The 19,875-nt window shown below is 70.6% G+C and carries 8 protein-coding genes; 3 read left to right on the top strand and 5 right to left on the bottom strand.

Features of this window, described 5'->3' with window-relative positions:
- Window positions 1-89 precede the first annotated feature (89 nt).
- The 3 genes from LZF96_RS09310 to LZF96_RS09320 all read right to left on the bottom strand — a co-directional run bounded on the left by LZF96_RS09310 (window position 90) and on the right by LZF96_RS09320 (window position 2,781).
- Complete coding sequence (locus LZF96_RS09310; protein ID WP_233868583.1) at window positions 90-2,033, bottom strand: DUF2075 domain-containing protein; 1,944 nt, start codon at window positions 2,031-2,033, stop codon at window positions 90-92.
- An 83-nt stretch (window positions 2,034-2,116) separates the two neighbouring features.
- The gene (locus LZF96_RS09315; RefSeq protein WP_233868727.1) at window positions 2,117-2,479 is read right to left on the bottom strand and encodes a hypothetical protein; all 363 of its coding nucleotides are present in this window, start codon (window positions 2,477-2,479) and stop codon (window positions 2,117-2,119) included.
- The gene (locus tag LZF96_RS09320; RefSeq protein ID WP_308294173.1) at window positions 2,476-2,781 is read right to left on the bottom strand and encodes a hypothetical protein; all 306 of its coding nucleotides are present in this window, start codon (window positions 2,779-2,781) and stop codon (window positions 2,476-2,478) included. Before LZF96_RS09320 ends, LZF96_RS09315 begins: the two co-directional genes overlap by 4 nt.
- Before the next feature lie 198 nt (window positions 2,782-2,979).
- On the opposite strand from LZF96_RS09320, the gene LZF96_RS09325 reads away from it, so the two are divergent.
- Both LZF96_RS09325 and LZF96_RS09330 read left to right on the top strand, forming a co-directional pair.
- Complete coding sequence (locus LZF96_RS09325) at window positions 2,980-3,822, top strand: helix-turn-helix transcriptional regulator (protein WP_233868585.1); 843 nt, start codon at window positions 2,980-2,982, stop codon at window positions 3,820-3,822.
- Window positions 3,804-4,013 (top strand): DUF397 domain-containing protein, encoded by a 210-nt coding sequence (locus LZF96_RS09330; protein WP_233868588.1) that lies wholly within the window; start codon window positions 3,804-3,806, stop codon window positions 4,011-4,013. Before LZF96_RS09325 ends, LZF96_RS09330 begins: the two co-directional genes overlap by 19 nt.
- Before the next feature lie 58 nt (window positions 4,014-4,071).
- Here the strand turns inward: LZF96_RS09330 and pglX are convergent, their stop codons facing one another.
- Together pglX and pglW are read right to left on the bottom strand one after the other, a co-directional pair.
- Entirely contained in the window at window positions 4,072-7,692 is a 3,621-nt protein-coding gene (pglX, locus tag LZF96_RS09335; RefSeq protein ID WP_233868590.1) for a BREX-2 system adenine-specific DNA-methyltransferase PglX, read from the bottom strand.
- Window positions 7,689-12,395, bottom strand: coding sequence for a BREX system serine/threonine kinase PglW (gene pglW, locus LZF96_RS09340; RefSeq protein ID WP_233868593.1), 4,707 nt, complete (start codon window positions 12,393-12,395; stop codon window positions 7,689-7,691). The genes pglX and pglW overlap by 4 nt, the downstream gene beginning before the upstream one ends.
- Window positions 12,396-13,018: 623 nt before the next feature.
- Between pglW and LZF96_RS09345 the strand changes: the two genes are divergently transcribed.
- Window positions 13,019-19,693: a DUF3320 domain-containing protein gene (locus LZF96_RS09345; protein ID WP_233868596.1), complete on the top strand. Its 6,675-nt coding sequence runs from the start codon at window positions 13,019-13,021 to the stop codon at window positions 19,691-19,693.
- Window positions 19,694-19,875: the final 182 nt, after the last annotated feature.

The raw sequence follows: 19,875 nt of genomic DNA on the forward strand, positions 1-19,875 counted from the left end.
GGTCCGATCGTATGGCGTTGATCCGCCGCCCGATGCCCCTTTTCGACCATCGGCACCGGGCGACGGGCGCCGGGAGGGGCCGGGCCGCCCTATGCCGTCACCGGTGCCCCGACCCCGGCCGCCGGTCGGATGAGCGAGCGCAGCTTCTCGCGGGTTTCCGGGTCGGTGGAGTAAACGATCGTGCCGATCATGCTCCGGGTCAGCAGCACCTTGTAGGTGTTGCGGATGAGCCGGTCCACATTCTCGTCGGGGGTCGTCGACGTGAAGGTCGAGTCCTTGGAGGCGGTGCGGTCGACCACCCAGCGGTCGGTGCGCCACACCAGGTCCGGACCGATGATCACGCCCGCCCAGTCGTACTCGAAGCCCTGCGCGGTGTACACGCACCCCACCTGACCGAACCCCGCGTCCTCGGTGGCCCACAGCGCCGAGGGCGGCGCCCCGAGCACGGACCGATCACCCTGCAGGTTCCACGGCCGGGCCCAGTCGCCGATGACCACGTCGGCGGGCAACTCCGTCGTCTTCGGGGTGACCTTGCTCCACTTCCAGCAGTAGCCGGCCGTCATGCGGGCGCCGTACCCCTCCTCCCGGCGGGCGAGCAGGAACTCCTCCATCTCCCGGGGGCTCTCGGCGGTCAGCACCTCCATCCGACCGTCCGGCTCCCACACCGGCGGCCCGGTCTCCCCGTCCTCCAGACCGAGCAATCCCATGACCCATCGCTCGTAGGCGGCGCTGCCGCCGCACCGGTACTGCCCGTCCAGCTCCACCAGGACCGACTCCACGCCCATCCGCCCGGCGGCGGCCAGGATCTCCTCCGGGGTGCCCATCTCGCCCGGCCGCACCACCTGGTGCCGGTCGAGCAGGAACACCGGCACCCGGGCGGCGGCGATCAGCTCCTCCACCTGGGGGCGACCGGTGCGCAACTCCGCCTTCGTCCAGCGATTGGCGGAGGTCCTGCGCAGCCGGTGGGCCTCGTCGCAGATGAGGGCGTCCAACTCGTTCGGCTCGGCGGCCTGGAAGCTGTTGAAGTACTTGAACAGGTCCCGCACCACGGGCTTCCGGCGCCCGGCGACCCGCCGCATGGTCTTCGTGAAGGACTGGGAGCCGGTGGCGTGCAGGGCGGTCTCCCCGCGCCGGTACAGCTCCCCGAGGATGGAGAGGGCGATCACGCTCTTGCCGGAACCGGGGCCGCCGGTCACCACGACGACCCGCTTGCCGTTGGAGCGCCGCGACTCCCGCACGGCCGACATCACCAGCTCGTACGCCTCCCGTTGCTCGGCCAGCAGCACGAACTGCTCGCGGTCGCGCACCTCCTCCGCCGCCACCGACATCAGCTGCTTCGACGGCCTCACCTTGGCGTCGATCAGCAGGTCCGCCGCCTCGGCGCCGGGGGCGGGGGCGAGCCGGGAGCGCAGGAAGTCCAGGAAAGCGCCCCGCCGGTCGCCGGTGTACAGCCGGCCGAGCCGGTTCTCGCCGACGCTCCGCAGTCCGGCGACACCGACCTCCCCGGCGTTGTGCAGGAACGCCACCCCGGCCAGGGACTCCGGCACCCGCTCCACGGCGCCGTTGAAGGACTCCAGGTACGCGCAGTAGTCCCGGACCTGCTCGATGGGGTTGAGCACCGGCCGGGGGTAGGCGTCCACCCGGCACAGCGCCGGGCTCTCCTCCTCCGGGTACGCGGCGCTCCACTGCTTCAACTCCACGAGCACGTAGGACGGTTCACCGGTGGCCGGGTGGACGCCGGCGAGGACCGCGTCCACCCGTTTGCTGGTCAGCGGCAGGCCGTACTCCAGGAGCACCTCCACCTCCCCGAGCCCCGCCTCGTTCAGGGCGTTGACGAGAGCGGGGATGCTGCGCTCCCAGGAACGTCGCTCCGACGCACCGGGCCGATGGCCGTAGCGGTGCGCGAAGTTCTCGATCAGGTGCAGGGTCAGCGACCCCTCGAGGAGACGGGCGGCGACGGACGCCGCGGACTCACGGAACAGCAAGGACATGCCCCCGGACAGCACGAAGAGAACTCGTGCGGGTGGGGGCATGTCCTGCGACACTCCGCGAGAGCGGAGCGGGAAGCCCGTCGGGCCGCTGAGATGGCGCTCGCCATCCTAGGGGAACGCGACGATCACGGAGAGGTGATCCCCTCGGTCCCGGCCGGCTCCGCCGGGTCCGTCGGCGGGCGCCGGGCCTCGTCGCCCACAGGGGCGGCGGCGGACGGTTCCCCCGCCCCGGACGGAGGCTTCGGGGCGTCCGGGGGAGCGGCGGACGGTTCGGCGTCGTCGCCCCGGGCCGGGGAGGTGGGCGGTTCCGACTCCGGTCCGTCCGGGGACAAGGGGCGGAGTCGGTCGGGGTCGGCGTCCCACTCCCGCCCGCCGGAGAGCGGGCGCAGTTGCACGTACGGGCCGATGTGTCCCATCACCCGCCCGGTGCGGTCGAGTCGGGTGTCGTGCACGATCTCCCCGACCCGGGGAACACCCTCCGCCGTCACGGCGTGGCACCCTTCCGGATGACATCGGCGAGCGCCCGGGCCACGGCGGGGGAACACACCCCGAGGTGAACCAGCGCCGGTTGGGGATGCTCCCCGACCTCCGCCCACGGGGTGCGGACGTCGATGGCCGGCAGTTCGATGTCGGCCACGGCGAGGGAGAGCGCGAGCGCGTTGCGGGCGTCGAGGGCCTCTCCCACCCCGGGGACGGGGACGGGGGAGGAGGCGAGAGCGGTCGGTGTGCCGGTGGTGGGGACGGTCGGTGCTCCCGACGTGCGGTCCGGGTCTCCCGGTGTGGTCGTCACTGGGCCTCCTTGGTTCACGGGTCTCACTGTTCCCCCCACCGCACCGTGTCGAGTGAACTACTCTGCGTGGTGCGGGTGTCACGAGAATGCACCCGCAGGTGGTCGATCGCCCCCGTGAACGGGTCGGGCTTCCCCGCCGAACGGTGTCGCTTCCCCACCTTCCACACCGCCCGCGCGAGCGTTTCGGAAGGGAACGGTATGCCGCAGCGACGCGTCGTCACCGGCCGCAGCCGGGAGCCCCGCCAGCGGTTCGCCGAGGAACTGCGCAGTCTCCGCACCGGCAACGGGACGAGCCTGCGGCAACTCGGCGAACGGCTGGGCTGGGACTGGTCCCTCTTCGGCAAGATGGAGAAGGGCGACACCCTGGGCAGCGCGGACGTCGTCCAGGCCCTCGACCAGCACTACGGCACACCGGGCCTGCTGCTGGCCCTGTGGGAGTTGGCATCGAGCGACACCTCGCGCTTCCGCGAACGGTACCGGCGGTACATGGCGCTGGAGGCCGAGGCGGTCAGCCTGTGGCACTTCGCGGTGAGCGTGCTGCCGGGCCTGCTCCAGACCCCCGGCTACGCCCGGGAGGTGCTGGCGGCCGGTGGTCTGAAGGGCAAGGAACTGGACCAGCAGGTCGAGGCCCGGATGAGCCGCCGGGAGCTGCTGAAGGGGGAGGGCGCTCCGAGATTCCGGACCATCCTCTCCGAGGCAACCCTGCGTCTGGCCTTGTTGGACGCGGGGGAGTGGCATGGCCAGTTGCAGCATCTGGCCGAGATGGCGGAGCGCTCGAACGTCGTCGTCCAGGTGCTGCCGTTCAGTGCCGGTCCCTATGGGCTGGACAGCACGGATGTGTGGTTCCTGCGCTTGCCGGAGGGGCGTACGGTGGCGTACACGGAGAACGCGCACAGGGGTGAACTGATCGAGGAGAGCGCGGCGGTCGAGAAACTGCAAGGCGCTTACGATGCGGTGCGCGACCTGGCGCTTTCCCCGGCTGAGTCGCGGAAGTTCATCCTGCGGATGTTGGAGGAAGCACCGTGCGAACCATCGATCTGAGCGTCGCGACCTGGCGCAAGAGCACTCACAGCAACTCCGACGGTGGTGCCTGCGTTGAGGTCTCCGATGACTTCGGTGAGGTCATCCCGGTGAGGGACGGCAAGAATCCGAACGGAGGGGTGCTCCTCGTCCAGGGCGAGGGCTGGGCCTTCTTCGTATCAGCGGTCCAAGACGGACGACTGTCACCCTGAGTGGAACGGCGGGGGAGTGGTGATCCGTCATCGGATCACCACTCCCCCGCCTCCTCGGTTACTTCTTGGTGGCGCGGCGGCCTCGGGGGGCGGTGGCCGGACGCCAGGTGCGCAGGTCGTTGTCGGTGAGACCGTGCTTGCCCTGCTCGATCTGCCGGTCACCTTCGAAGAACTTGGCCGGGGTGGGGGAGAAGACCGGGTCCGGGTCGTTGTGCCACTGGTTCAGCCAGGGTTGCAGTTCCAGCAGCCCGGCGAGGAGTGGGGTGACCTCTTCGGTCGTCAACGCCTCGTGGGTGGCGATGTAGGTGTCGAGAGCGACCGCCTGCTCCCGGTGGTCCCAGCCCGCCCAGCCGTACAGGTCCGGCGTGGCCGTGTTGGTTTGCCCGTACGAGATGAACCGCTCCTTCGGCACATCCAGCTTCCCGCGTGCCCGCCAGTAGGAAGGGCGCAGGAAGTCGGCCGAAGTGTACTTCGGCGGCACGGGAATGGAGTCCCGGATCTTTTTCTTGGCCGGCTCATCCGGCGCCGCGTCCTCCTGCCGCTGGAGATCCCAGACGTGCTCCCAGTCCGCGCGCTTTTTCACCCCTGAGGGCTTGTACCGCAACGCGGGAAGGAACGGCACATGCTCGTCGGTGATCAGCTCGGTAACGACAGCGGCCAACTCCTTGCGGGGGGCATAGATCTTGGCGACGGAGGCGAAGTCCTCGTCACGGGACAGACCGTCGATCAGCCGAGACAGCGTGATAAGCGCCGGGTTCCCGTTCTCATCGAACCAGTGGGACCGGTCCTCCATACGGTCCAACAACCACTCCCGTAGCGCTTTTTCTTGAAGTTTTTCCCATCCCTCGGTGGCCCACCGTCGCTTGTACTCTGGCTGCTCGATCATATTGATCGCACGCGACGACTCGATGGCCTCAATACGCTTCTGCACCATTTCCCGGTACGCGGTAGGCCAGTGGCTGGGAATCTCAGTGATGGGAGTGGAACCATGCCGCTTAAACCATTCATCACTGGCTTCGCCTGCTGCGATGCGTCGCGCAAGGGCGATTTCGAAAGCGCGTTCGCCAAGGTTAATCTCGGGGAGGTTGATTGAGGCGGTTTCTTCGGGGGTGCTCAAATCCTCGCCATGTAGATTGTAAATGAAATACACTCGCCAATCCAGCTCTTCCTGTAGGGCGATCATTTTTGCCCGGGTCGAGTCCCACTTTTTTCTGGCTTTATTTAGATCGGGGGTTGAAGGGGTGTGTTGTGCAGTGAGGGCTGCGGGCGAGAACTCCAAATTTCGGTATTGGGCAAGATGTTCCAGGGCTTCGGTGAGGGCTTGAGGGTAAGAACCGGGGAGCGGGAAATCTTCTAGATTGGTTCCAGTGAACTCATAACTCCAAGACCATGGTTGATCGGATTTTCCACCTCCTGACTCTGGACTTCCGCCCTTTTTGTGGCTCACCTGCTTGAGCCAGAAACACGCCGTGGAGCTGTTCAGTACTCCGAGTAGGCGCAGGTGGTTCTCCTCACTCGCCCCCTCCCGCAGCTTGATGACCGGGGCAGATTGCTTGAAAGCCCTTCCTCCTCGGTCCAGTGCGAAGTGGTTGTGCGTTGCGACGAAAGCGAAAGTAATGGACAGGGGGGTGCGGTAGGCGGATGCGGTGTACTGCATGTAGTCCCACCACTGGAGACCGGCGTCAGCCATATCCCCTTGAAAGGTGCGTCGTACTTGGAGCACGCGGCGGAGCGCCCAGAGGTCGGCTTCCAGATCTCCAGGGCTGATTTCCTCGGCGTACGGAAACCAGATTGATTCTTCGGGCTCGGCTGTCCAGTCGCGGATGACTTCACCGATCATCAAGGGGCGAAGTGCGCCGCGGTGCGCCACGGTGCGATATGTATTGCGCCGAGGGCGGATGTATGCTTCATCGGCTCCTGCTCGGATCGCGCGACCCACGGGAGGCTCAATGACGGACTTCAGGGTTTGTGAGCTGGCTTTCTCGATTTGCTGGATCATTTCGAGTCCGCCGTCGGAAAGGACCCAGGGTTGATTGCCGAAGTAGGTCGATCTATCCAGGTCGCCCACTGAAACCCACTGACTGACCGAACCCGGAAAATCAATCTGTCGGGTGATCCCTTTCCAGACGAGGCCGTCTTCGCCGTTCTTCGGTGCGGTGGGCTCCCCCTGAACGCTTCGCACCGTCCGAATGGTTTCCGAGCGTGTGCTGCCTCCACGTCGTCTGCCGACCAGGATGACCGTGGGCGTTCCGTGTCCCGGAATGTAAGCGCCCGAGGTGTCGATGACCTCCGTCAACTCCACCTCGTGTGCGAAGAACGTCTCGATCAGCCGTGTTCCGAACTCCCGTTTCATGAAGGAGTTCGCCGTGATCTGACCGACCATGCCGTACCCGAGGCCGCTCTCCGCGTCGCCTGTCTTCGCCAGTTCGAAGAACCGCTGGGCGAATGGCACCGACAGCGCGTATGTGCCCGCGCAGGCGTCGTACAGCTCCCGGTACAGCGCGTTGAGCTTCTTGTCCTTCACCGTGATGTACGGCGGGTTCCCCACCACCACGTGGTAGCGGCCCTGGCGCAGGATCTCCGGGTACTCGTGGACGTCCTCGGTCTGGTACTTGAAGTCGGCGAGTTCGTCCGCGCCCTCCTCCTCGAATCCCTCGAAGAGGTTGCCCTGCTTGTACCGGTGCTTGATGAGGGAGTCGCCCACCGCGAGGTGGATCGGCCACTCGTACCGAGCGGCCTCGGTCAGCGTCCGCACACCGCTCGCGGCCATCGCCGCGATGAGCAGGCGGAAGCGGGCGATGGCCACGGCGAAGGGGTTGATGTCCACGCCGTGCACGGAGTCCAGCGCGGCCCGGACCCGCTCGTGGCGGTCGCGTCCGGGCTGTCCCTCGTCCCACAGCCGGACCAGGCGACGGAAGGCGCCCAGAACGAAGTGGCCCGACCCGCAGGTCGGGTCGATCATCCTCAGTTCCTCGTAGCCGAACTCCCGGACGGCCGGGTTCATCGTCCGGTCGAGGATGAACTCCTCCACGAACTCCGGGGTCTGCAGCAGCGCGTAGGTCTTCCGCGCCGCCTCGCTGAGGTCCTGGTACAGGTCGCCGAGGAAGCGGGTGTCCCACCCCTTGGTGCCGTCGCCGTCCTCCTCCAGCGGGTCGGTGAAGTCGTGGACGAGGACGCCCTCCTCGTCACGCTCGCGCCAGAAGGCCACCAGATCCCGGGCGCCGTCGTGGGACAGCGGGATCTGATACAGCGGGTTGTGCCGCCGGTCGAAGAGCAGACGCCCGGCCTGCCCCTCGCCCAGCTCCGCGAAGGCGCGCTCCAGCCAGCCCCGGTAGGTCGGGTCCTCCGCCCGCGCGACGTAGTCCTCGAAGCGGGCGATCGCCAGGTCGCGGCGGTCGACCCCGGGGGCCGTCAGGTACGGCTCGGGGATCAGCTCGTTGTCCTCGCAGAAGCGGACGAAGACCGTGCCCAGCACCCAGGCCACCGCGACCTGTGTGACGCGCTCGTCCAGCCAGGCGTTCCACGTCGCCGCCGTGCGGCCGAGCTTCCGTGCCCGGTCGTACTCCGCTCTCAGCCGGGCGTTGACCTCCGGCAGCGCCCCCACCTGTTTCCCGAGGTCCGTCTCCGCCGCCTTGACCTGTCGCTTCAGGTCCTCCAGCAGGGCCCTGCGGTCGATCACGTGCCGTCTCCCTCGGTTGTGTTCCCCACATCGGACCGGTGGGCGTTGCGCACCCACGAGTCCGGAAGTTCGATCCATTCGCCCAGCCCGGCCTGGTGGGCCACCGCCACCGCGCCCAGCCTCGGCTCCCGCGCCGGGTCCGGCTGCGGGACCAGCAGCCACAGGCCGCGCCCGCCCCCGCGGGCGGCGTCCGCGAGCCGGTCCAGCACGTCCATCGCCCCGTACCGGGCGAAGGCGGCCGTCTCCGTCAACAGCACCGGGCCCGGGCCGGCGTCGGGGTCGAGCAGCCCGCGCACCCGGGGCTCCACCACGCCCCAGGCGGTGCGCGTGTACTCGGAGAACTTCAGCGCCCCCCGCGAGCCGGGCTCGGCCACGTCCGCCCGCAGCAGCGTCTCCCAGGTCGGTTTCGTCCCCGGCCGGACCAGGCCGCGCAGGGCGTCCAGGAGGAGCCGGGTCACCGACACCGGGCGGGCGCCGATCCGCTCCGTCGTCAGCTCCGCGATCGCCTCCACCACGCGGTCGTGGTGCACGGTCAGCACCCGGTAGCCGTCCCGTCGCGCCGAGGCGCTCAACCGCTCCTCGGCCCGGATGGCGCCCGCCACCAGCGGGTCGTCCGACCAGCGGGTGAGGGTGCCGGGCGCGGTGGTGCCGCGCCGGGTGCCACCGCTCACGTAGCTGGACGCGGCGTCCATGTTGGCGGGCAGGTAGCGCGATCGGTGGTCGGTCTCGCGGGTCGCCACGACGAGGTCGAAACCGGCCTCGCGCAGCGCCTTCGTCAGCGGCCCGCCGGTCGGCAGCTTCCGGGTCGTCGAGCCCCGGCCGTCCGGGACGACCAGCTCGGGGAACCGGGACCGCACCCGCTCGTGGACCTCCTTCTCCGTCAGGCCCGGCTGCAGGCGCTCCGGGGTACCCGGGCTCAGCCGCACCAGACCCGCCTGGGTCAGGCGCAGCGCCCGCACCAGCGGCAGGTCGCGGGGGTAGATCTCCAGGCGGGGGGTGGCCGCCGCGTGGGTCGAGGCGGCGGCGGCCAGCTCCACCAGCCGCCGCTCGTCCCACTCGATCGTGCCCGCCGGCGTGGGCAGCGCGCTCAGCTCGGCGAGGACCGTCGTCGCGGTCGGCAGGGTCTCCAGGCGGGCCAGGTTGTCGGCGACGCGGCCCAGCCGCGCGGCGTAGTCGAGCAGGCCGGGGGCCGAGGGGGTGTTCGGGGCGTCCCTCTCCCGTACGTCCAGGGCGAGCAGGCCGGCGGCCGGGCCGTCCTCGGTGGCCCGGAGGTTGGGCTCGTGCAGGAACTCGGCCTCGTCCGGCCGGAGCTGCTCCGTCTCCACCACCGCCCGCACGGCGGCCAGCGCCAGCGCGCGCCGCTGCTCGCGGCCGGGCAGTTGCGTGCCGCGCCGCACCGCCAGGGCGTCGGCGATCTCCACGGCGGAGGCGACCCGGCCCAGACCCTCCAGCAGCCCGATGATCTCCTCGCGCAGTGCCCGCACCGCCCGGTGCCTCGCCCAGCGCTTGCGCTCCTCCTTCAGCATCAGAGACACGGAGACCTCGGTGGGGCCCAGCGCCTTCTCCACGTCCTTCTGCACGGGCCACACGCCGATGTCGGGGAGCCTGCCGTGCTCGTCGGGCAGCCTGAGCAGCAGCCGCGCCATCTCCGCCTTCTTGCGGTTGGAGCGGTTGTTGTTCACCTCGGGGACGAGGATGGTGGCGAGCGCGTCCAGGCTCACCGAGCGCAGGGTCGACTCGTCGATCCCGCCCGCGTCCTCCCCGGCCGCCAGGGTGCCCAGGAGGGAGGACTCGGCGCCGGTGAGGCGGTCGATCTCCTCCCTCGCCTCCGCCCTGCCCCTCGGGGTCAGGGGCGAGAGCGGCTCCTCGCGCAGCATCAGGCCCCATTGGCGCTGGCGGCGCTGCACCTCGCCGCGCGTCTTCGCGCCCAGGCCGGGGGCGTTGAGGAGCTTGCTGCGGCTGTGGTCCAGCAGGTCGCCGACGGTGGTCAGACCCAGCCCGTACAGGAAGGACTCGGCGGCCGGGCTGAGGCCGGCGGCGGACAGGTGCGTCTCGCGGGACACCTCGGCCGCCAACAGGTCGCGCTGCTGCTCGGCGCTGAGCGGCTCGGCCTCCGCGATCACCGGCTCACCCGACGGGGCCGGGGTGGCGGGGCCCTCGCCGGTGGGGCCCTCCACGGGCTCGGGGCGGTGGGAGGAGGGGCGGGAGCGGGGACCGGAGGGGACCGTCCGTGAGGCGTCCAGGAAGATCTTCCGCCAGGCATCCCGCATCGGCTTCAACTCGGGGAAGCGCCGGGCGGCGTCCCGGTGCAGCGCCTTCTCGAAGAAGGCCACCAGGCCGTCGCGCACGGCCGGCTCGAAGGCGTCCTTCGCGATCGTCGGGTGGGGGAACTCGGCCGGGTCGGTCATCCGGGGCGGCACCGAACCGTCCCCCCACCGGGGCAGCTCCCGCGAGGCCATCTCGTGCAGGGTGACGGCGACGGCGTACCGCTCGGCGTGCGAGTCGTACGCGGTGCGGGTCAGGGTGCCGATGAACGGGTCGAGGTAGCCCTCGGTGCCCGCGTCGTGCTCGCTCGCCGGGTAGCCGGCGAGCGAGAAGTCGATCAGGACGAGCTGGCGGGTGCGGTTGGGGCGGATCCGGATGGCGATGTTGTCCGGCTTGATGTCGCGGTGCCAGACCCCCTCGCCCTCCAGGAAGTCCACGGCGCCGAACAGGTACTCCCCGTACGCCTCCAACTGGTCCATCGGCAGCCGGCCGCTGTCGCGCAGCTGACGGGCGACCGTCTCCTCGCGGCGGGAGGGCCTGCGCGAACCGCCCTCGGCGCCCTCGCCGGCCGATTCGGGGGAGAGTCGCTCGTCGCCCACGTACTCCAGGGCCAGGACGGTCCGGCCCTTGACGCGCAGCGGGTCGGGCTCCACCAGCCGGATCACCCGGGAATCGGCGCGCAGCCGGTTCATCACCTCCGCCTCGCGGACCAACACCTCGCCACGCCCCTCGGACAGCGCCACCTTGAGCACCGCCAGCGGACGGGTCCTGCGCGCCTCCGCCCCCAGGTCGCGGACCAGGAAGGCCCGGCTGGTGGAGCCGGTGCCCAGGCGCCGGCGGACCTCCCAGCGCCCGCCCAGCACATCCCCGGCCACGGCCTCCAGCGGATCCTTCTCCGGCTCCGGGACGCCGGGGCCGGCCACCGGCGGGTCCTCGTCCCCGGGGGGCGCGGTCAGACCCTCCTCGACGATCTCCAGCATCTCCAGGAACTCGTCCACCGAGGCCAGACGCCGCTCGGGCCGGTACGCGGTCGCCGCCTGCACCAACTCGTCGATGTCCTCCGACAGGTCGTCCACCAGCGAACTGGGGCGCAACCCCTCGCCCGCCTCCAGCCGGGCCAGCAGCTCCGCCTGGCTCGCCGCCGGCGGCCGGCCGGTGACCAGCAGGTACGTCAGGACCCCCAGGCCGTACACGTCCGTGTACACCGGGTCCGCCCGGGGAGCTGTCAACTCCGGGGCGAGGTAGGGGTCGGAGTCCTCCGCCACGTGGCCGGTCGACAGCGCCGTCGGGGCGAGACGGCTCCCGGTGGGGCCGGCCCCGTCGTGCGACTCCGAGGCCCGTTGGGTGGCGACCTGCCAGTCCGAGATCCGCAGGTGCGGGGTCAGCCAGGACTCCTCCTCGCCGATCGCCCGCCCCGACGGGTCCCGCTCCCGGGGGATCACGTGGATCGAACGGGCGGCGAGCGCCCGGTGGTGCAGGCGGACCGAGTGCGCGGAGCGCATCGTTTCCGCGAGCTGACGGACCAGCGCCATCCGGCCGAGTATGTCCAGGTTCCCGCCGTACCGGAGCAGGTACTCGTCCAGTCGCACCGTCCCCGGGTGGTGCTCGAAGATCAGCGCCGGGCCGGCCGAGTGTCCGGACGGCAGGTACTCCTTGAGCTGCACCACCCCGGGATGGCGGAACCGCCGCAGCACCGCCGCCTCCCGGCGCGCGGCGTTCTCCACCGACCGCCGGATCGTCGCGTCCGCGCCGCGTTCGCTCAGGTAGACGCGGACCCGCGCGGTCTCCGGCAACTCGGTGTGTGTCCCCGTGTAGTCGGCCCAGGTGCGGCCGGAGTCGAAGGGCCTGCGCTCCAGTCGGTAGGGACCCACGTGGTACTCGAGCTCGCCGCGCCGGATGCCCACCCGGTCCAGCGCGCCCTTGATCTCCCGCGAGTCGGTGACCGTGATCCGGCGCCGCTCCTCGCGCGGCGGCTCCTTCAGCATGGCCACCAGCCCGGCGATGGTGTGGACGCCGTGGCGCTCGTGCGGCGGCAGGGTCAGCCGCAGGCCGTCGGAGGTCATGCACACGGCCTCCCCGACCCACACGCGCTTGCCGTGGCTTCCGAGGAGACCGGCCAACTCCTTGGCCTTCCGGTTGACCAGGTGCAGCGGATTGCCGTGCGGGCGGCGCCGTCCGGCGGGGGTGGTCTGCACCCAGGTGCCGTTCTCGACGGTCAGGGCGCCGTGCCAGTGCTTCAGCTCGATCATCCACACGCCACCGGGGGAGACGACCAGCAGGTCGACCTCGCGGACGTGACCGGTGTGCGCGGTGAAGGTGAAGTTCGACCAGGCCCGCCAGGGGTCCGCGTCCGGCAGTCTCTCCCGGATGGCTTCCAGGCCGCGGCGCTCGTGGTCGAACTCGGACTCGGTGACCGTGGTCCACCGGCCTTCCCGCATGCGCTGTCCCCACCTCTTGGCCCCGTGACGATCGGATGTCCGCTTCCGGCCGTGTGCGCCGTTCCGACCCGGTCGCGAACCCGCATCCTAGCCGGGGGCGGGGACGGGGAGGCGGTTTCCCGCACTCCGGGGAACGGACGGGCGAGCCGGTCGCCGCGTCCCGTTCGGCGGGACTCCCGCCGCCTCCCGGGAGAGGAGGTCGGCCCCCGGGAAGCGCGGTGCCGGAGGGTGATCCCGGCGCCTGCTGAACATGACATCCCATCGTTACTTCGATCAATTCCTTTTGTTTTTTAGTCGAAATCGATCATTTTCTGAATGGCTTTCGGCGAAAGGGGGTGTTGCGGAGGAGTCGAACCTTGTTCTTCCCTGTTCCCGGGAGCTCTGGTGGGGTGGTCGGGGAAGGGCGGAACCACGCGTTCCACTTCCCCGAAAGGGGCCCTGACCGTAGGATTCCGCTTCCGGGGGGAGGACCGGGCACGTTCGTGGTGCCGGCCGGTGGGGAACCGTGGCTTCCGGCGGGAGGCTCCGCGACCATTCGGACGCCCCCGTGGTGACGATCAGGGGGGACAGCGATCATGACGGTGCCGGAGGCTTTCGGAAGCCGTGTCGATCATCCGCGGCGGATGAGGACGGTGTTCGAGAAGTGGCGCTCGTCCCTGGTGGATCTGAGCGGACGCAACCGACTCCTCAACTTCCGGCACACCAGGAGCGCCTCCCTGGAAATCCGCTCCCCCGATCTCCTTCCCCTGGTGGAAGGGCTGGCGAAGGGCTGGGACTTCGTTCCGCTACCCGACGAGGAGCCGGAGGAGGAGGAAGAACGGGCCGGTTCGCCCACCGCTCTCACCGGGGCCCTCGCCGGCGTCCTCACCCAGAAGACCACCGGTCCCGCCCTCTCCCGCGCCCTCACCCGGCTGCGTGCGCAGTCCGTCCAGCTCTTCAACGACTACGGTCTGTGGACCCTCCACCTGGGTGCCGGGATCGTCCACTGGAGGGAGGACGGCGCACAGGTCGGTAACGACGCGCCGTTGGTGCTCCTGCCCGTGGAGATCGAGCGAGCCGACAACGGTCGCTTCCGACTGCGGCTCAACGAGGAGGAGGAACCACGGCACAACCCCGCGCTCCGGGTGAAGTTCGAACAACTCGGCATCGACTGGTCGTCGGTGACGGAGCACGACGTCACCGACCTCGTGGGGCTGCTGGACATCGTCGGCCGGATCGTCGACCGGCGGCCCGGGTGGAAGGTCGCGCCGCGGGCGGTCGTCTCCCTCTTCGCCTCCCACAAGGAGGCGATGTACCAGGACCTCCTGGACAACGAGCGGAGGATCTCCGAGCACGATCTGGTGCGGGCCATCGCCCTGGGGCCGGAGGCCGGCTTCGCACCGGACCGCTTCGACTTCGAGGAGATCGACCCCCGGGAGATCGACGAGGCGAGCCCTCCCGAGGAAACCCCCCTGGTGCTCGACGCCGACACCTCCCAACGCCAGGCGGTGGCCGCCGCGGTGGCCGGACGCTCCTTCGTGCTCGACGGCCCGCCCGGCACCGGCAAGAGCCAGACCATCACCAACATCATCGCCGGCCTGATGCACGCCGGGCGCACCGTCCTGTTCGTCAGCGAGAAGGCCGCAGCCCTCGACGTCGTGCTCAACCGGCTCGAGAAGGTCGGGCTCGACTCCTACGCGCTCGCGCTCCACAGCCACACCACCGGACGCCGCGCCGTCGCCGAGGCGCTGAACCGGGCGCTGGTCAACGAGCCGCACGCCAAGGGGCTGTCCGCCGAGGCGATGGAGAACGCCCGGGCCACCCGGAAGGCCCTGACCGCTTACGCCGACGCGATGAACGATGTCCGGGAACCGCTGCGGCGCACCCTGCACGACGTGATCGGCCGGGTGGGGCAACTCTCCGGAGCGCCCTCGATCAGCCTCTTCCCGGACAGGTTGCCCATAGGTGGCGGAGCGTCCGGCGCCGGAGCACCCGCCTTCCGGGTGGGCACCCTCACCGGCGGGGACCTGGACGCCCTCCTGCGAACCGCCGACATCCTCGCCGGGGCGTGGCGGACGCTGGCCGACCCTGCCTTCGCGTGGCGCGGACTGCGGGAGGGGACCGCCCATCCGGGCCCGGCACGGGAACGGGCCGACGCGGCCCTGGAACGTCTGCGCGCCGACGTGGCGACCCACCGCGACCTGCTGTGCGGACACGTCGCCGCCGAGGACGCCGAGGGCGTCGCACGGTTGACCCGGTTGTCCGCCCTGCTGGGCCAACGACCCGCGATCCCCGAGGAGTGGCTCACCACGGAGGACTTCGCAGCCGATGTGCAGGAGGCGGTCGACGCGTTCCTGCGCGACATGCGCGACGTCCACCGGGCCCGTGAGGCCGCACGCCGCTCGGCCGGTGAACGCTGGAGGGACATGTCCCCGCGACTGGGCCCCGAGCCCGGGAACGCGGAGATCGCGTTGGGGACGCTGTCCCCGCCCGGCCTGGACCTCGACCACGTGACCGAGGAGGAGGCCCGGAGCCTGGCGGAGGAGTTCGGGGTGGTCGCGGGGGCGGTGGAGAAGGCCGGGAAGCTCCTCGCGGAGATCCGTGAACGCGCGGGTGCCACCGTCCCCGTCGGCATCGAGGGGACTCGTCGGCTGATCGATGCCCTGAACACGGCCGCGAGCGCACATCGTCCCCCGGAGGCATGGCTGACCCCCGACGGTACGGCGCGGGCGGAGGAGACCGTGCCCCGTGTCCTCGCCGATGAGCTGCGGGCCTTCCTCGCCCGGCGGAACCGCGCCCGGGACGCCCGGGCCCGCGCGGTGTCACAGGCGGGCCCCGGGTGGCAGGCGCTCCCCGGGGAGTTGGACCCGGAGGCGCCCGAAGCGGAGCGGGCCCTCGCGACCCTGGTGCCCCGGGGGATCGACCTCACTCCCTTCACCCGCCTCCGGGCTTCCCGAACCGCCGAGTCGTTCCGGGAGCTGACAGAAATTCTGGAGGACTGGGCCGACACGGCCGACCGGGCGGCGGAGAGCCTCGGGATACCCTCCCCCCGCTCCTCGGAGGAGGCCGGGAACCTCCTCACCGTCATCCGAGCCGCCGGCGAACCCGACCGTGCCCCCGCGAACTGGTTGGACCCCGAGGTGCTGCCCCGGGCCGAGGAGGCCGTCGCCGAGATCATCGCCGCGGCCGGGCACCTGGACGCGGCCCGTCGGGCGGCCGAGGAGACCTTCACCGAGGCCGTGACAGCCGAGGACGACCTTCCCGAGGTGATCCGCCGCCTCGGCGAGGGACGCAAGGGCGTCGGAGCCCTGCTCTCCGGCGCCGTCCGGGCGGACCGCAGGCACATCGCCCGGCTCACCCACGCCGGCTCGTGGCGCAACGACCTCTACGACCGCTTGCCCCTCGCGGAGACCTGGCACGCCGCCCACCGGCGTCTCCGGGCCCTCTCGGCGACCCACCGCGACCTGACCGGTCGCTACGGGACGGGCGAACTCCCCGACGCCGCAGCCCTGGAACGTGCCCTGGCACACGCCCGGACCCTGCGCCGCGTCCTCCCCGAGACGGTCGAGAACCCCCGCCGGCGCGTGCTGCTCACGTCCCGGGTGGCCGACGGCCGGGAGCCCGGTACCTCCCTTCGGGAGGACGAGGCCGTGATGGCCAGGGCCCGGCAGCGGTGGGAGGAGAGTCTGCGCGAGCCCGACCTCGTCGAGCACGCCGGCGGCCTGGAAGCTCTGTCACCCGGGGCGGCGGCAGCGTGGCTGCGCGCACACGTCCCGGCGCTGGAACGCGCGGTGGAGGTGATGGACCTCCTCTCCCCGGCCGCCGAGGGCACCGCCGACCGCACGGAGCGCACCCTCGCCTCGGCCCGTGCGGCGATCACCGCCGTGCGGGCCGCCCGTCGGGAAACCACGGACTTCGAGGCACGGGCCGTCGAGGACACGGCGTTGCTGGGGGAGCGGTACCACGGGCTGGACACCGAGCCCGACCGGCTCGAGCGTCCGGACCCACGGGCGATCGCCCCCGACGACACCGCGACACAACTGCTGCGGGAGGCATCGGCGTTGATCCGTCGGGACCCCGGCCCGCACGCCGACGAGGGGGATCGCGCGTTCGCGGGTCGGTACGCCGCCGGCGGAGCCGTCGACACCGGTGCACTGGCCACCGCACTCGACGCCACCCGACTCGTCACGCGAGCGGTTCCGCGGACCCTCGCCGACCCGGCGGCCGGCTCCGGGCTCGTCGGGCTGCTGGCGGACGGCCAACCGGTGCCGCACGACCTGCTCCGGCGGGTCGCAGCCCTCGGCGACGAACTGGACACCTGGGAGAAGTTCATCCGCCAACCCCGGCCGGCCGCCGTCGCGGACGACCTGCGCGCACTGCCGATGACCGAAGCCGCCCGCTGGTCGCGTGCCCACATCGAGCCGTTGGAGGACATCTCCGATCTCCTCCGGGCCGTGACCAGGACCACCGGTGACCCGGGGATGACCGCCGGCCGGGCCCGCGAGGCGGTGGCGGCGGTCGTGGAGGCCCGCCGGGTCGAGGCCGACTTCGCGGGCGACGAGCGGGTGAGCACGGCCGTCCTCGGCGAGCTGTACCGAGGGCCCGACACCGACCGCGACGAGCTGCTCGCCGCGGTGGACTGGGCGGGGGAGGTGCGGCGCGTCGTCCACGGTGATCGTGCCGGCCCGCTCACCCCCGAGGCCGCACGGCTGATGCCCACCCTGCCGACCGACCGCTCGATCGGGGAGCGGGACCGGGAATGGCGCTCCGCGCTCGACGCGTTTCTCGAGCACTTCGAAGCCGACCGGGCACGGGAACTGCGAGGTGAGCTCTCCGCCTCCCTGCAGACCGCGCGCTCCCTTCTCGACCGACTGGCGGCGGACTCGCACGGAGCCGAGGCGTGGGGTCACCGAACCGAGGCGCTCTGCCGAATGGAGAACCTCGGGCTCGGGGACCTGCCCCGACGGATGGTGCGCGAGGGCGTCGGAGCCGATGACGTCCGTGAGGCGGTGGAGCGGGCCGTCCTCGCCGCCTGGGTGGAACACCACCTCTCCACCGACACCCGCCTGAAGCCCACCCGCGCGGCGGACCGTGACCAACTCGTCGAGAAGTTCAGGAGCGCGGACGCCGAACTCGTGCGGGCCGCACACGCCGAGGTGATCCGCGCCTGCAACAGCCGACGTCCTCGCCGCACCTCCACGGGATCGGCGGGAGTGATCCGGCGCGAGGCCGAGAAGAAGCGCCGCCACATGCCCGTCCGCAAACTGCTGGACGAGACCCGTGAGGTGGTGCGCCGGATCAAACCGTGTTTCATGATGAGCCCGCTCACCGTCAGTCGGTTCCTGCCGCCGGACTTCGTCTTCGACGTGGTGATCTTCGACGAGGCGTCCCAGGTGCTCCCGCAGGACGCGATCAACTCCGTCTATCGCGGACGCGCGCTCATCGTGGCCGGCGATCAGAAGCAGCTCCCACCCACGTCCTTCTTCAACGCCGGTTCCGAGAGCGAGGACGAGGAGTGGGACGAGGAGGGCGTCGACGAGTTCGGATCGGTTTTGGACGCCTGCAAGGCCAGTGGAGTCCTGCGCAGCCTCTCCCTGCGGTGGCACTACCGCAGCCGGCACGAGAACCTCATCGCCTTCAGCAATCACGAGTTCTACGACACTGAGATGGTGACCTTCCCCGGAGCCCTGGAGGAGGGGCCCGACATCGGCGTGGAGTTCATCCGGGCCGACGGCGTCTACGACCGGGGCGGGCGGAGCAACAATCCCCGCGAGGCGGCCACGGTCGCGCAGCGGGTCATCCACCACTTCTCCACCCGGCCCGACCTCACCCTGGGCGTCGTCGCACTGTCCAAGTCCCAGGCCGAGGCGATCGAGGAGGAATTGGACAAGGCGTTGGCCGGGCGCCCCGACCTGCAACACCACTTCACCGAGGACCGCCTGGACGGCTTCTTCGTCAAGAACCTGGAGACTGTACAGGGTGACGAACGCGATGTGATCATCCTTTCGGTGGGCTACGGGCCGGATCAGCGGGGCAAGCTCACCTCGTCCTTCGGGCCGCTCAACAGGGAAGGGGGGTGGCGGCGGCTCAACGTCGCCGTGACCCGTGCCCGCCGCCGCATGGAGGTCGTGGCCTCCTTCCACGGCTCCCGGCTCCCCGATGGCTCCAACGCGAGTGTCCGGGCGCTCAAGCGCTATCTGGAATACGCCGAGCACGGCCCGAACGTCCTCCGGGTCGAGAACGCGGACCCGGACGCCGAACCGGAGAGCCCCTTCGAGGAGGAGGTACTCGCCGTGCTCCGGGGATGGGGACACACAGTCCAGCCCCAGGTGGGCGTTGCCGGTTACCGCATCGATATGGCGATCCGACACCCCGACGCCCCGGGCGCGTACGCCCTCGGCATCGAATGCGACGGCGCCATGTACCACTCCTCCCGGGCCGCCCGGGACCGCGACCGGTTGCGCGAGGGGGTTCTGCGCGATCTGGGATGGGGACTGCATCGCATCTGGGGAACGGACTGGTATCGCAACCGCCGTGACGCCATCGAGCGATTGCGTCAGGCCGTGGAAGCCGCATGCGCTGTTTCCCCTCACGCGGCCCGGCCCCGGGCGGAAACGAAATCGGTGACCCCTGCAACCGGAACCGACGCCACCGCGCGGAAGGGTGAAGGGGATGACGCGGAGGCCCCGCGCCCCGTCCACTTCCGACCCGTCGGCGGAGAGATGGAGGAGTGGAGCCGCCCCTACCGGGAGACCGACATCGAGTCGCTGACATCGATCCGCGACCGTGGGATCGAGTCCCGGGCGATCGGATACCTCGAACTTCAGAACCCCGAGGCCAGGAGCATCGTGGCTGATGTGGCGCTGCACGTCATCCAAACGGAGGGACCGATCGAGGAGCAGTTGATCTTCACTCGAATCCGGGAGACCTGGGGCCTCAACCGTTCCGGAGCGGTGGTGCGCGACCGGATCCGCGACGCGCTCAAGGGGCTTGTGAAGACGCGGAGGGCCGAGCGTCTCGGTACGACATACATCCGTCCCGGGACAGAGATCACCTTCGCCCGCAGGCCGTCACCCGAATGTGCCCGCAAGGCCATCCTGGTTCCCGCCGTCGAGCGCCGCTTCGCCTTGAGCCGCACGGTCGAGGAGACCGTCGGTATCTCGCGCGATGAACTGCTCCGGGAGGTGGCTCGGTTCTTCGGTTGGGGGCGGGTGGGGGCCGACATTCGGAATGTCCTGATGAGGGATATCGACGCGCTGGTCGAGGAGGGCACGCTGCGCGAGTCGGCGGACGAACGCCTCTCTCCTGCCGAGGGCTGAAGGAAAGGGGTGGGAAGGTCTGGGCAGCGGCAGCGTCTTTCGGATGTCCTCGGTTTCCTCGCCACCGGGGTGGGGCCCGGATCCGCTGACGCCGGAGGAGGTTCGACGCGGTGCTGCCGTGGTGCGTGCCGCTGGTCACCCTCGTGCCGATCGTGGCCACCGTGGTGACGGCGCGGGGAACC

Source organism: Streptomyces sp. ST2-7A, assembly GCF_021390475.1.
In the GTDB taxonomy this organism is placed as follows: domain Bacteria; phylum Actinomycetota; class Actinomycetes; order Streptomycetales; family Streptomycetaceae; genus Streptomyces.

Bases quoted from the DNA above. Each gene is read 5' to 3' on its own strand.
- LZF96_RS09310 (WP_233868583.1), bottom strand. From the start codon at position 2,033: ATGCCCCCACCCGCACGAGTTCTCTTCGTGCTGTCCGGGGGCATGTCC.
- pglW (WP_233868593.1), bottom strand. From the start codon at position 12,395: ATGCGGGAAGGCCGGTGGACCACGGTCACCGAGTCCGAGTTCGACCAC.
- LZF96_RS09345 (WP_233868596.1), top strand. From the start codon at position 13,019: ATGAGGACGGTGTTCGAGAAGTGGCGCTCGTCCCTGGTGGATCTGAGC.
- LZF96_RS09325 (WP_233868585.1), top strand. From the start codon at position 2,980: ATGCCGCAGCGACGCGTCGTCACCGGCCGCAGCCGGGAGCCCCGCCAG.